This is a genomic window from Campylobacter concisus (assembly GCF_002913745.1).
Lineage (GTDB): Bacteria > Campylobacterota > Campylobacteria > Campylobacterales > Campylobacteraceae > Campylobacter_A > Campylobacter_A concisus_R.
Window position 1 is genome coordinate 91,823 of sequence record NZ_PPCG01000073.1, and the last position, 13,906, is coordinate 105,728.

The 13,906-nt window shown below is 36.9% G+C and carries 14 protein-coding genes; all 14 read left to right on the forward strand.

Annotated features, from left to right (window positions below; genetic code table 11):
• Positions 1–113: 113 nt before the first annotated feature.
• From CYO90_RS09200 to CYO90_RS09265, 14 genes are read left to right on the forward strand one after another with little or no spacing between them, the layout of a single operon-like run.
• On the forward strand, positions 114–1,337 hold the full coding sequence (locus CYO90_RS09200; RefSeq protein WP_103579281.1) for an argininosuccinate synthase: 1,224 nt from the start codon (positions 114–116) through the stop codon (positions 1,335–1,337).
• A gap of 23 nt (positions 1,338–1,360) precedes the next feature.
• Positions 1,361–1,807 (forward strand): 50S ribosomal protein L9, encoded by a 447-nt coding sequence (gene rplI / locus CYO90_RS09205; RefSeq protein ID WP_103579282.1) that lies wholly within the window; start codon positions 1,361–1,363, stop codon positions 1,805–1,807.
• Positions 1,808–2,341 (forward strand): ATP-dependent protease subunit HslV, encoded by a 534-nt coding sequence (hslV, locus tag CYO90_RS09210; protein WP_103579283.1) that lies wholly within the window; start codon positions 1,808–1,810, stop codon positions 2,339–2,341. It abuts the gene before it with no gap.
• A gap of 8 nt (positions 2,342–2,349) precedes the next feature.
• On the forward strand, positions 2,350–3,672 hold the full coding sequence (gene hslU / locus CYO90_RS09215) for an HslU--HslV peptidase ATPase subunit (protein WP_103579284.1): 1,323 nt from the start codon (positions 2,350–2,352) through the stop codon (positions 3,670–3,672).
• Positions 3,669–4,538: a GTPase Era gene (gene era / locus CYO90_RS09220; RefSeq protein WP_103579285.1), complete on the forward strand. Its 870-nt coding sequence runs from the start codon at positions 3,669–3,671 to the stop codon at positions 4,536–4,538. Before hslU ends, era begins: the two co-directional genes overlap by 4 nt.
• Before the next feature lie 58 nt (positions 4,539–4,596).
• Positions 4,597–6,120, forward strand: coding sequence for a C4-dicarboxylate ABC transporter (locus tag CYO90_RS09225; RefSeq protein ID WP_103579286.1), 1,524 nt, complete (start codon positions 4,597–4,599; stop codon positions 6,118–6,120).
• Positions 6,117–6,764, forward strand: coding sequence for a pilus assembly protein PilO (locus tag CYO90_RS09230; RefSeq protein ID WP_103579287.1), 648 nt, complete (start codon positions 6,117–6,119; stop codon positions 6,762–6,764). Before CYO90_RS09225 ends, CYO90_RS09230 begins: the two co-directional genes overlap by 4 nt.
• A complete protein-coding gene (locus CYO90_RS09235) occupies positions 6,764–7,174 on the forward strand; it encodes a hypothetical protein (protein WP_103575907.1) in 411 nt (136 codons plus the stop codon). Before CYO90_RS09230 ends, CYO90_RS09235 begins: the two co-directional genes overlap by 1 nt.
• Positions 7,152–8,678, forward strand: a complete 1,527-nt coding sequence (gene mshL / locus CYO90_RS09240) for a pilus (MSHA type) biogenesis protein MshL (RefSeq protein WP_103579288.1) — start codon at positions 7,152–7,154, stop codon at positions 8,676–8,678. The genes CYO90_RS09235 and mshL overlap by 23 nt, the downstream gene beginning before the upstream one ends.
• Positions 8,671–9,498 carry an ATP-binding protein gene (locus CYO90_RS09245; protein WP_103579289.1) on the forward strand — a complete coding sequence of 276 codons (828 nt, stop codon included), beginning with the start codon at positions 8,671–8,673 and terminating at the stop codon, positions 9,496–9,498. The genes mshL and CYO90_RS09245 overlap by 8 nt, the downstream gene beginning before the upstream one ends.
• On the forward strand, positions 9,491–10,366 hold the full coding sequence (locus CYO90_RS09250; protein WP_103579290.1) for a CDC27 family protein: 876 nt from the start codon (positions 9,491–9,493) through the stop codon (positions 10,364–10,366). The genes CYO90_RS09245 and CYO90_RS09250 overlap by 8 nt, the downstream gene beginning before the upstream one ends.
• Positions 10,363–10,902: a hypothetical protein gene (locus CYO90_RS09255; RefSeq protein ID WP_009293846.1), complete on the forward strand. Its 540-nt coding sequence runs from the start codon at positions 10,363–10,365 to the stop codon at positions 10,900–10,902. Before CYO90_RS09250 ends, CYO90_RS09255 begins: the two co-directional genes overlap by 4 nt.
• The gene (locus CYO90_RS09260) at positions 10,902–12,653 is read left to right on the forward strand and encodes a GspE/PulE family protein (protein WP_103579291.1); all 1,752 of its coding nucleotides are present in this window, start codon (positions 10,902–10,904) and stop codon (positions 12,651–12,653) included. The genes CYO90_RS09255 and CYO90_RS09260 overlap by 1 nt, the downstream gene beginning before the upstream one ends.
• On the forward strand, positions 12,650–13,885 hold the full coding sequence (locus CYO90_RS09265; RefSeq protein ID WP_103579292.1) for a type II secretion system F family protein: 1,236 nt from the start codon (positions 12,650–12,652) through the stop codon (positions 13,883–13,885). Before CYO90_RS09260 ends, CYO90_RS09265 begins: the two co-directional genes overlap by 4 nt.
• Positions 13,886–13,906: the final 21 nt, after the last annotated feature.

Genomic DNA, 13,906 nt, shown 5'->3' on the forward strand with positions numbered 1-13,906 from the left:
TATAAAAATAGTTAGGGAGTTTTTGAAATAATGCTTACATTATAATTTAGATTAATTTATTAAAGATTAATCAATTTAGGCTAAAATACGACCATTTCAACAAAAGGACAGCTATGAAAAAAGATGTAAAAAAAGTTGTTTTAGCATACTCAGGCGGACTTGACACAAGTATTATTTTAAAGTGGCTTCAAGACGAATACAAATGCGAAGTAGTCACATTTACAGCTGACATCGGACAAGGCGAAGAGCTAGAGCCTGCACGCAAAAAAGCCCTAGCACTTGGCGTAAAACCTGAAAATATTTTTATAGAAGACTTAAGAGAAGAATTTGTACGTGATTATGTATTTCCAATGTTTAGAGCAAATGCAATCTATGAGGGCGAATATCTACTTGGCACTTCAATCGCGCGCCCACTAATCGCAAAACGCCAAAGCGAGATCGCAAGACTTGTTGGCGCTGACGGCGTTAGCCACGGAGCAACAGGCAAAGGCAACGACCAAGTTCGCTTTGAGCTTGGCTACTACGCACTTGGCGACAACCTAACTATCATCGCTCCATGGCGCGAGTGGGATCTAAACAGCCGTGAAAAGCTCTTAGCATACGCTGAGAAAAACGGCATAGATATCACTAAAAAACCAGGCAAAAGCCCATACTCAATGGACGCAAATTTACTTCACATAAGCTATGAGGGTCTAGTGCTTGAAGACCCAAGTCACGCACCAGAAGATGATATGTGGAGATGGACAGTAAGTCCAAAAGAAGCTCCAGATAAGAGCGAGATCATCGAGATCGGCTATGAAAAAGGCGATCCAGTGAGCATAAACGGCAAAAAAATGAGTCCAGCTGAAATTCTAACCGAGCTAAACTGCCTTGGCGCAAAACATGGCATCGGCAGACTTGACATCGTAGAAAACCGCTCAGTTGGTATGAAGAGCCGCGGTTGCTACGAAACTCCAGGCGGTACTATAATGCTAAAAGCTCACAGAGCGATCGAGAGCATCACACTTGACCGCGGTGCGGCTCACTTAAAAGATGAGATCATGCCAAAATATGCCGAGCTAATCTACAACGGCTACTGGTGGTCGCCTGAGCGAAATATGCTCCAAGCTCTCATCGACAAGAGCCAAGAGCACGTAAATGGCTCTGTTAAAGTTGAGCTTTACAAAGGCAACGTGACTATCCTTGGTAGAAGTAGCAAAAATGATAACCTATTTAGCGAGGCATACTGCACATTTGAAGAAGATAGCGTTTATGATCAAAAAGATGCAGCTGGATTTATCAAGCTAAATGCGCTTCGTTTCATCATCGCACGCAAAAATGAGCGAAAATTTGACTAAAAATAAAATTTAAAAGGATAAAAATGAAAGTACTGCTAATAAAAGATGTAAAGGCGCTTGGCAAAGCTGGCGAGATAAAAGAGGTAAAAGACGGCTATGGCAACAACTTCTTAATCGGCAAAGGCTTCGCAAAAGCAGCCACTCCAGATGTCCTTCGTAAATACGAAGCAGCTCAAAAAAGAAAGGCTGAAGAGCTAAAATATGAGATAGCAAATTTAGAAAAGCTTAAAGAAGAGCTTGCAAAAGTGACAGTCGTCGTCAAGAAAACTCTTGGTGCAAATGGCTCACTCTTTGGCTCAGTTTCAAAAGAGGAGATCGCAGCAGAGCTTGAAAAGACACATCATTTGGTAGTTGAGAAAAAGGCTATCGACCTGGACACTCACCTAAAAGCAGTTGGTCTTTATGATGTCTCTATAAAGCTTGGACACTTGATAAATGCGACCTTAAAGGTTGATGTGCAAGGAGAGTAGATGTTTCATGCGACAACCATCTTAGCCTACAAAGGCAAAAATAAGGCGGTCATCGGCGGTGATGGACAGGTGAGCTTTGGCAACACCGTCTTAAAAGGCAATGCCGTAAAAATCCGCAAAATTCACAACGGCAAAGTCCTAGCTGGCTTTGCTGGCAGTACTGCTGATGCGTTTAATCTCTTTGATATGTTTGAGAAAAATTTAGAGCATACAAAGGGGGACTTGCTAAAGGCGGTGATAGAATTTAGCAAAGAGTGGCGCAAAGACAAGTATCTAAGAAAGCTTGAGGCGATGATGCTTGTGCTTGATAGGGATAAAATTTTCTTACTTAGTGGCACTGGTGATGTTGTCGAGCCAGAAGATGGCAAGATAGCAGCTATCGGAAGCGGCGGCAACTACGCTCTCTCAGCGGCTCGTGCCCTAGATAAATTTGCCGATATCGACGAAGAGGATCTAGTCAAAGAGAGCCTTAAGATAGCTGGCGAAATTTGCATCTATACAAATACAAACATCAAAACTTATGTTTTAGAATAAGAGAGAAAATGAACTTAACACCAAGAGAAATTGTTAAATTTTTAGATGACTATGTGATCGGTCAAAAGGACGCCAAAAAGATTATAGCGATCGCACTTCGCAACCGCTACCGCCGCATGAAGCTTGAAAAGAGCTTGCAAGATGACATCATGCCAAAAAATATCTTGATGATCGGCTCAACTGGCGTTGGTAAAACTGAGATCGCAAGGCGTCTTTCAAAGATGATGGGGCTACCATTTATCAAGGTCGAGGCTAGCAAATATACCGAGGTTGGCTTTGTTGGCCGTGATGTTGAAAGCATGGTAAGAGATCTTGCTATGGCATCATATAATCTCGTAAAAAACGAGCAAAGCGAGAAAAATCAAGATAAAATCAACGCCTACATCGAAGAAAAGATCGTCTCAAAGCTACTTCCACCACTTCCAAAAGGTGCAAGTGAAGAGAAACAAGCAGAGTACGCAAAGAGCTATGAAAAAATGTTAAATAGACTAAGAAACGGCGAGCTTGACGAGCTAAGTATCGAGATCGAGGTGCAGCAAAACCCACTTGAAGCTGGCTCAAATGTGCCACCTGATATGGCGCAGATGCAAGAGAGCTTTATAAAGATAATTGGCATCGGCGGTAAAAACATCAAAAAAGAGATGAAGGTAAAAGACGCCAAAAAAGCCCTTCAAAGCGAAGCAAATGATAAAATTTTAGACCTTGAGAGCGTAAAAACCGAGGCTTTAAGAAGGGCTGAAAACGAAGGTATCATCTTTATAGACGAGATCGACAAAGTAGCCGTTGGCTCAGGTAGCTCAAATAGACAAGATCCTAGCAAAGAAGGCGTACAAAGAGACCTGCTGCCTATCGTTGAAGGCTCAAATGTAAATACTAAATTTGGAAATTTAAAGACAGATCATATTTTATTTATCGCTGCTGGTGCCTTTCACATAAGCAAACCAAGCGATCTCATCCCTGAGCTTCAAGGCCGTTTTCCACTAAGAGTCGAGCTTGATAGCCTTGATGAAGACGCGCTTTATCAAATTTTAACCCAGCCAAAAAATTCGCTTTTAAAACAATACATCGCCCTACTCTCAACCGAAAATATTGAGCTAGAATTTGACGATGAAGCGATAAAAGAGATAGCCAGGATCGCTCACGCAGCAAATGAAAAGATGGAAGACATCGGTGCTAGACGCCTTCATACAGTGATCGAGCGCGTGATAGAAGATATCAGCTTTGAGGCTAGTGAAAAGAGCGGCGAGAAGATAAATGTCACAAAAGAGCTTGTAAAAGAGCGCCTAAAAGACGTGGTCGAAGATCAAGATCTAGCGAGGTATATACTTTGAAATCAGGCTTTGTTAGCATCATAGGACGCACAAATGCTGGCAAAAGCTCATTTTTAAATGCCTTGTTGAACGAAAAGATAGCTATCGTCTCGCACAAACAAAATGCAACTCGCAGAAAGATAAATGGCATCGTGATGAATGGTGAAGATCAGATCATCTTCACTGACACGCCAGGGCTTCATGAGAGCACAAAGGCGATAAATCAACTACTAATAAGCCAAGCTATAAAATCGATGGGAGACTGCGATCTCATCGTATTTTTAGCGCCTATCCATGATGACACAAGTGACTATGAGAAATTTCTAGCTTTAAATCCTGAAAAACCGCATATCTTAGTGCTAACAAAAGTCGATGAGAGCTCAAATGCTAAAGTGCTTGAAAAGATCACAAAGTACCAGAAATTTCAAGATAAATTTGCAGCTTTGCTTACTTTTAGCACCAAGCAGCCTACCTATAAAAAGCCACTTCTTGATGAAATTTGCAAGCTTTTGCCAGAGCATGAGTACTTTTATGATCCAGAATTTCTCACGCCGACAAATGAAAAAGAAATTTTTAGAGAATTTATACTTGAAGCGATCTATGAAAATTTAAGTGACGAGATCCCTTATCTTAGCGACGCGATCATAAAAAGCGTAAAAGAAAAAACAGGCATAACTGAAATTTATGCGAGTATCATCACGGAGCGTGAGATCCATAAAAGCATGATAATCGGAAAAAATGGTGAAACCATTAAAAGAATAGGAATTTTTGCAAGAAAGTTAATACAAAATTTAACCAACACAAAGGTCTTTCTAAAGCTCGATGTAGTCGTTAAAAAAGGCTGGAGCAAAGAAGAAAAGAGCCTAAATCAGATAATCGGCTATTGATTTTTTATTTTGAAGATATTAAAATATTTTCTGCAATTTTGTAAGATGGTTTTAATATATGGCAAAAATTATAAAAAATGATAAAAATTCTGTTATCGTACTGGATCCGTATGATTACAAAGGATTTTGTTACCACAATAGTAAAGTAGAAGCTTTTAACTTTTTAAAAACAGTAAATAAGCATGATTTTTTTATTTCATATATCGAGTATGAAAGCCTAAAAACAGCGACACTTAAGATACCTAGAAGTATTGAAGATGAATATTTGGAAAACGAAATAGTTGAGAAATATTATGAGGAATTTCAACTTGATCCCACTATAGATTATAAAGTATGTTATATTGAAAATAGAGTTCTCCAAGGTAATGATAGATTTTTTAATGTTTTCATTGTAAAAAATGATGCTTTAAAACAAATTTTTAAAAATATAGCTAAAAAAATTCCATATATAGATTGCATGGTGCCAGAGCCATTACTCTATTCTGTTCTTTACAAAAAGGGTTTGCTTGTTAGTACTCAAGTTGATTGTTTTGTTACTTTAAAAGATAAAGAGTCTTTTTTAAGCGTCTATACAGATGGAGAATTTTTAACCTCAAAGAAAATTCGTTATACATTATCTTATTTAAATAATAGGTTTTTCGAACAAAGTGGTGAGCGTCTAGATAGCAAGAGATTTCAGGAGATATTATCTCAATGTGGTCTTATAAATAAAGATAGAAATGATTTTAATTATGATCTAAACGCCATTTTTGAAGATTGTGTTTTTTATATAAATGACATTATAAATATAATAAATAGAGACTATCAAATAACAATTAAAAATATTTACATAGATTGCGACTATGAGATCAAAAATTTTGCAAATTTCATCTCAACCAAACTTGGTTTGTATGCAGAGTATATAAACATAAAAGTTGCGATAAACAACAAAAACTATACTATAAATGAGCGTTATAACGTTATGGCTTTATTTGGTAGATTTTATACCAAAGAGCCATTTTATGAGAATTTTAACCTCTCAAATATGCTCCGCCCAGATCCATTTGTCAAAAGAAAAAGTGGTAAATTTTTGCTCACTTGCGCTGCGGCATTTGCGCTAAGTATGTTATATCCAGCTTACAACTACATAGCTGGTCTTGTTTTAGAAAAAGACAGCGCAAGACTAAATGACGAATATAGCGTCCTAAACGCACAAGAGATGCAGATAAAAGAGACGCTAGCTAAAATTTCAAGAGAACAAGAGGCGGTAAAAGAACAAACTCAAAAAGAGAATGAAAAGCTAAATTTCAGAAAAGGTCTGCTTGCTGAGATCGAAAATAAAAAAGATAATTACGCTATGAAGGGTTTAAATCTTTTTAAAATTACCGATATTTTAAATCTAAACGCAGTTCATATCACAAACATCGTAAATAACGATAGAAATTTGACCATAACTGCAGTTAGCGATAATGAAAAAAGGATAACTCAGTTGATCAAAGATATCAGCAAAGATGAAAAATACTTGGTAAATACTAAAAAAATTCGCTCCGATGACGCTAAACACGAGTATGAAAGTAATATAAGCATAGAGATTAGACAATGAGACAAGATATTTTAAGCAAAATAGATCAATACTTTGATAGCAAAAAGCCAAACGAAACAAACCTTATTTTTCTTGGCTCAGCGCTTATCATAGCCTATCTTGTTTATATGTTATGCTTTGATCCTGCACAAAATTTCCTTGATGAAAAGCTTGATAAACATACGAGAATTTCTACAAAGCTAGAAAATACTAGAAACTATCTAGCCTCAGTGAGCTCCCCTGATGGCGATAGAAATTTTAAGATAAACGAAGAAAATAGAAATTTAAGCAATCTAAAACTTCGCTACACGAATATTTTGAAATTTAATACCTATTTTGACTCAAAGCTTAAAGAGCTTTCATTTTTACTTTTTGACAATCAAAACTGGGCAAACTATATAGATAGTATCGTGCTTTTGGCAAAACAAAATGATATAAAAATTTTAGAGCTTAAAAGCGATATAAAAGAGCCAAATTTCCAAAAGATAGAGCAAATTTTAAATATAGATGTCACTTGCCTTGGAAATTTTAAAGATATGCTTAGCTATATAAACGGACTTGAAGAGTCAAAACTAGTAGTAGATCTTCACAAAATGGATATAAATTCCACTCAAAAAGATCTAGGAGCTAAGCTCTCTATCTCTGTGTGGGGTATGAAGTACTGATGAAAAAATTTGGTTTATTTTTAATTTTAGCTCTAAGCCTATTTGGCAATGAGTTTGAAGGCGAGATGAAAAACTATGATGAAGTTTTTGTTAAGATAAAGGAGCAAAGAAAAGGGCTTAACAGCGGTGAAATTTCTAGCTTGCAAGATCCTTTCAAGCTAAATTTGCCAGTTGCTCCAAAAGGCGATCAAAACACTACAAAATACTCTTCTGCAAGAGGGTTTATGCTAAAGGCCATTTTGCTAAATAAAGCAAATATAAATGGCAAGTGGTATAAAGTGGGAGATATGATTGATGATTACAATATCACAAGTGTTCAAGGCAGTAAGGTTATCATCGTAAAAGATGATGAAAAACAAGAACTAACTCTTAAAAATGGAAGTAAAAATGTTGGTATCAAAATTAAGTAAATTTATTATAACTGCGGCGTTAGCTTCATTTTTAGCTACCCCTATAATGGCAAAACCAAGCACATGCTTGAGTAAAAATTTTAGTATGAAGATAACAGACGATATAAGTCTTGGAGATGTTTTAAATCAGCTCTCTGAAATGTGTGATTTTAGTATCGTTGCAAAAGATGCTTATAGCAAAAAAGAGCTTGATGATAAAGTCTTTGGCGTAAATATAAGAAATATGAGCCTAAGCGAAGTCTTTGATCTGCTTTTAAACGAGAAAAATTTAAGCTATGAGTTTTCAAATAATGTCTTAAAAATCTCATCGCTTCAAACAAAAATTTTTAAAATAGACTATATCACCTCTATCCGTGAGGGCACAGCTATCACAAAAGCTTCAGTTGATGCCTCTCCGTCAGAAGTAGGCAATAGCTCAAGCAGTGATACTAGCTCAAACGACATAAAAAATGAAAACAACTTGATAAGAACAACTGAGAAATTTGACTTTTGGGAGAAGCTTGATGCTGAGCTAAAAGCTATCTTAAATAATAGCAGCGAGCACATCACGGCGCCAGATCCTATCATAAACCAAAATGCTGGACTTATCACGGTTACAGCCACCACGTCACAGCTAAAACGCGTTGAAAAATATATAGCGGAGATGCAAAGAAGACTTAAAAAACAAGTCATCATCGATGTTTCTATCATCGCAGTTGATCTAAATAATGAGTATAAGCAAGGTGTTGATTGGAGTAAATTTGAGCTTGGATTTAACTCATATATAGGCAACCAAGGCTCTAGTACCGGCTCAAGTGCAAGCTGGACAAACAAGGGCAACAGCTTAAGCGATGGCTTTGGTCGTACACTAAATATCGCTGCAAATTTAAACTTTAGCCTTGATGGTATGATAAATTTCCTTGAAACAAATGGCAAAACAAAGGTCGTTTCAAGTCCAAAAGTAACCACTCTAAACAACCAACAAGCGCTAATCTCTGTGGGTGATAATATAAACTACCGCGTAATGGAAGAGACAGATAATGGTAGCAACAATAACAATAACAACAGGCTTACAACAACTTATAAGCAATACTCTGTATTTATCGGTATCTTGTTAAATTTACTTCCAGAAGTCTCAGATAACAACAAGATCATGCTTCGCATCAACCCAAGCTTAAGCAGCTTTAAGTATGCAGAAGACGACATAAGGTCACAAAATACAGCCATTAGAGAGATCGCACCTGATACAGTTCAGAAAAAGCTCTCAACCGTCGTTCAGGTAAATAGTGGCGATACGATCATACTTGGCGGACTTATCGGTCAGACTAAAAATAAGCAAAACACAGCTGTACCACTTCTAGCTGACATACCTTTGATAGGAAGCGTCTTTAAAAGCACAAGAGATGGCGTAAAAACTACTGAGCTTATCTTTGTTATCACGCCAAGAGTTGTTGATCTTGAAGATCCAAAACCAGTTCAGCAGTCGCTAAAAGATCTAGGATTTTCTAAATCGATCTATGAGTAACGAAAATATTTATACACATATAAAAGATGTTTTCATAGATGAAGACGAGAGTTTAAATTTCGTAAATTTAGACAACTCTATAAGCTGCTACAACAAGATAGTTTTAGCTCTAAAAAAGCCACTAAAGCTCATCTTATTTTATGGCAAGCCAGGTAGCGGCAAAACCTTTTTGCTAAACAAGATCGCAAATGATCTAAAAGAGGATAAAAGTCTCATCTTTTTTCCGCATCCTTTTTTTAGTGAGGCGACTTTTATCGAGGCACTTTGTGAGCAAATTTATGGCAAAAAGCTTGAAGATATAAACAACTTTGAGAGCTTTATAAAATTTTATTCAAAAGACTTTAGCAGTAAAGATGAAATTTTAAAAAATCAAATGACGGTTATCCTAGATGAAGCGCAGCTCTATCCGACTGAGCTTATCGAGAAGATAAGGCTTATGGCTGATACTAGGATGTTTAAATTTCTCTTTACGATACACAAAACCGAAAACGAAGATATTTTGGCAAAAGATTATTTTCAGACTAGAATTTGGGAGAGCATCGAGCTAAGTAGCGCTGATGTAAATGAGATCATCATCTACTTGCAAAGAAAGCTTAGTCAAAAAAACTATGACAAATATCTTAAATTTGAGAAAAAAGACTACGAGTGCGCCTACTCATTTTGCGGTGGAAATTTAAGAACGCTAAACAAGATAATGTATAAATTCTATGAAATTTGCGAATATTACGAGCAGTATCAGCCTTCAAAGCTTAGCGGTGATAAGACAAATACCATGATACTCACCATGGCTGCACTTGATGCGGGGCTAATCGATGCTTAAACCACAAGAAATTCAAAGACTAGAAAAGCTTTATGAGAGCTACAAGAAAAAAAATGGTGGCTTTTTGCATAAAATTTTTAATGCCAAAAACTCTAAAATTTTAATCATCGAGCTTTTACTTATCATCATTTTGCTGGCTGCATTGATAGCGCTAAGCATAGAGAAAACTCCAAGCCTTGCTAGCAAAAGTGATAAAATTTTAGCCAAAAATGCAACCGCAGTAAAAATGGTAGAAAAAAACGAAACAAATGCAAGCATGCTTAGCGAGCTAAAGCAAAAGAGCGAGGTTGCTAAGGCTAAATTTGAAGAGGGCAAGAAACAAGATGAGCTAGCTGACAAGATAGCTAAAAAGCTAGAAGAGGTTGTAAAGATAAACGAAACAAACGATACTTCAAAAAATGACCCAAAAAGGCAAAGAAGCTCACAAGGTTGGCTTAAGCTAAATATCCCTGATAAAGAGCCGCTTAGCGAACAAAATGGCATAAACGGCATGAGCGTGCCACAAGATGAAGTGATAGATCTTGAGTCAAAACCAGCTAGAAAGCGTGTAAATATACAAGTAACGTCAGCATCAAATGAAGAGAGCGTGCTAAGGGAGCAGTTTTTAAAAACAAACAATCCAACTATCGCACTCGAGCTTGCAAGATTAAATTTTAGAAATAATAATTTCAAAGAAGCTATAAAGTGGTCGCTTGCTGCGAACGATATAGATAATAGCTTAGAGGAGTCGTGGATCATCTTTGCAAAGTCAAAATATAAGCTAAAACAAAGCGATGATGCCGTCAAAGCTCTAAGGGAGTATAATAAAAACTTAAACAAAGCTTCGATAAATGAGCTTATAAATAAGATAAAAAGTGGAACATTATGAAATTTTTTGTTATTTTTTTGGTTTTTGTTTGTGAAGTTTTTGCTGTTAGCCTGACTGAGATAAGGGATGACTTTAACAGCGCAAACTATGCAAAAGTCTGCAACCAAAAGGTTGAGGAATTTTTAAAAACACAAAATAACGAAGAGCAAATTTCTATGTTTGGTATCGCTTGCATAAAGATGAACGATCTAAACAGGCTAGCAACTCCGATCGATAAGCTAGTAAAGAGCGAAAAATCAAGAGAAAATGCTGCCTATTTTGCTGACATCTTATTTAAGAAAAAGCTCTTATTTCACGCTATGATAGATGGCGTTGATATAAGCTATATCAGGCTTCCAAAGAGTGATTATATACTTTCATTTTTGTTTGATAAATTTGTAAAAAAAGAGTATGTTGAAGAGCTTGGCACATTTATCTTTGAAGAGCCAAATTCTGACACAAGATATGAGATAAGCCCAACAAATGGACAAATACCAAAGCTAGTGCTTAAAATTTTTAAAAATAACGACCTGAAATCACAAATAGAGTATAGATAATGAAAAATGTAGAAAATGTAATCTTAAAAAATATAGAACAAAACGGCAAACTAAGCACATCAGATATAGAAAAGATAAAGCAGATAAGCGAGCAAGAAGGCAAAGGCCTTGTTAAAATTTTAAGAGATGAAAATTTACTAAATGATGAAGACTTTATGGAAATTTTGTCTGATATTTATAGAAGAGGGCATGTAAATATCGATGAAATTTCAAACGATCTTGAGCTTGATATAAAGGCTTTTGTTAAATTTATAAGCGAGAAATTTAAGGTTTTATACTTTGACCTTGATGATATCGACATCGACTACCGCATAAGCGAGAAGCTAAGCACCGCTCAGCTAAAAACATATAGCGCGATCCCAGTAAAAGAAGATGAGATAAGCGTATATGTCGCTTTTAAAAATCCGTTTGACGTTATCGCTCAAGATAAGGTGCAAAATTTATTTAATAGAAAACTACTAAAAGTTGCCATCGCTCAGCCAACTCAGATAGAAAAATATATAAGCAAGCTAGCGCTAAATGAGAGCATAAAAGATGTGATAACAGAGATCAGAAGAGAGCTTTCAAGCTCAGCTAGTCAAGGTCAAAACACTGAAAACTCTGGAATTTTAAAGCTTATAGAGATCATCTTAAAAACATCTATCCAAAGCAGAGCCAGCGACATCCACATCGAGCCGACCGAGACAAACTGCATCGTAAGAAGCAGGATCGATGGTATGCTAAGCGAAACATTTATATTTGATAAAGATATCTATCCGCCGATGGTTAGCCGTATGAAGCTACTATCAAATATGGACATCGCAGAGCGCCGCCGACCACAAGATGGTAGATTTTCAGCTCAAATTTTAGACAAAGAGTATGATTTTCGTATCTCGACGCTACCTATCTTAAATGGCGAAAGTATAGTTTTAAGAATTTTGGATAAGTCAAAGGTCATTATAAACTTAGAAGATCTTGGCATGCATCCAGATAACTTTGCTAAATTTAAAAAGAGCATGAAAGCACCTTATGGCATCATCCTTGTTACTGGACCAACAGGCTCAGGAAAGACAACGACACTTTACGGCGCTCTAAATGATATAAAAAGCGTAAAAACTAAGATCATCACAGTTGAAGATCCGGTCGAATACCAGCTAAATATGATTCAACAAGTGCATGTAAATGAAAAGGCTGGACTTACCTTTGTTTCAGCCCTTCGCTCCATCTTAAGGCAAGATCCAGATGTCATAATGATAGGCGAGATCAGGGATCAAGAGACGCTTCGCATAGCGATACAAGCGGCACTTACTGGTCACCTTGTCTTTTCTACGCTTCACACAAACGACGCCATAAGCGCGCTTCCTCGTATGATAGATATGGGCATCGAGTCTTATCTAGTAAGTGGCGCGCTCGTTTGCATAGAGGCTCAAAGGCTAGTTAGAAAGCTCTGCCCACACTGCAAACAAAAGATCACTCTATCTCAAAAGGCATTTGACGAGGTTAAGAAATTTATCCCTGAAAACTATCAGTTTTACAAAAGCGTCGGATGTCCGCAATGCTCACAAACAGGATACTTGGGACGTGAGATGATAAGTGAAATTTTACCTATTAGTGACCATATAGCAAGCATGGTTGCAAATGGTGCTTCTAAAGATGAGCTTAAAAGCGTTGCTTACGAAGAGGGCTTTATAGATATGTTTCATGATGGCGTCATAAGAGCAGCAAATGGCATAACCACGCTTGAAGAAGTTTATAGAGTTGCTAAGATATGAAATACTTTGAGGTTGAGTACATCCAAAACGGCAAACGCCATAAGATGAGCCTAAGAGCAAACAATAAAAGTGAGATCAAAGATAAAGCAAATGTTACTGGCATGATCGTAAAGATCAAAGAGACGCAAACTTCTAGCATAAATAACTTTGAAAATTTACAAAACGTGATCGCAAAGGCTTTTACTAATCCAAAGGTGAAAATCCCAAATTTAGTTGCCACCATAAGGCAGCTTAGCGTTATGACAAATGCTGGAATTTCTATCCACGATAGTATTAAAGAGGTTGCAAACTCCACCGAGGATAAGCGCCTTAAATTTATATTTCAAACTATAGATGAGGAGCTAAATCAAGGCTCAAGCCTCACAAATAGTATAGAAAATTTTAAAGAAGAGCTTGGCGACGTGACGCTTGCGATGATAAGACTAGGGGAAAGCACTGGTAATATGGCTGACGCGCTTGCAAAGCTCGCCTCTATCTTGCAAGAGGTCTGGGACAATCAGCAAAAATTTAAAAAAGCTATCCGCTATCCGATAACAGTCATTTGTGCGATCATCATAGCCTTTGTCATCCTTATGATACTTGTTGTGCCGCAGTTTAGAGAAATTTTCGAGCAGTTAAATGCAGAGCTGCCACTGCCAACTAAAATTTTGCTAAATATCGAATATGTCATGACAAACTACGGCTTTTATATCCTTGGAGCACTTGCATTTATCGGATATTTGCTTAGAAAATACTACCTTGAGAGTGAAGAATTTCAAGATAAGGTCGATAAATACCTTTTGAAAGTCTATCTCATCGGCAAGATCATATTTTATTCGAATATGAGCAGGTTTAACCTCATCTTTACAGAGCTTGTTCGAGCTGGTTTGCCTATAGCAGATGCTCTTGATACAGCTGTGATAACGGTCTCAAACAAGGATATCAAAAAGAAGCTAAGCGGCGTTAAGATACTTGTTGGTAGGGGTGTTAGCCTAACGGAGGCCTTTAGAGATACAAATTTATATGAAAATATGCTCATACAGATGATAAGCGCTGGCGAGCAAAGCGGTAGCTTGGATGATATGACCAGAAAAGTAACTGACTATTACAGGATGAAATTTAACGATATTATTGATAACATCTCAAACTATATCGAGCCTATCTTGCTCGTTTTTATAGCGAGCATGGTGCTTTTACTAGCTCTTGGTATATTTTTGCCGATGTGGGATCTATCAAAAGCTGTTAAAAACTAAAATAATTAAAATCTTAAAGGA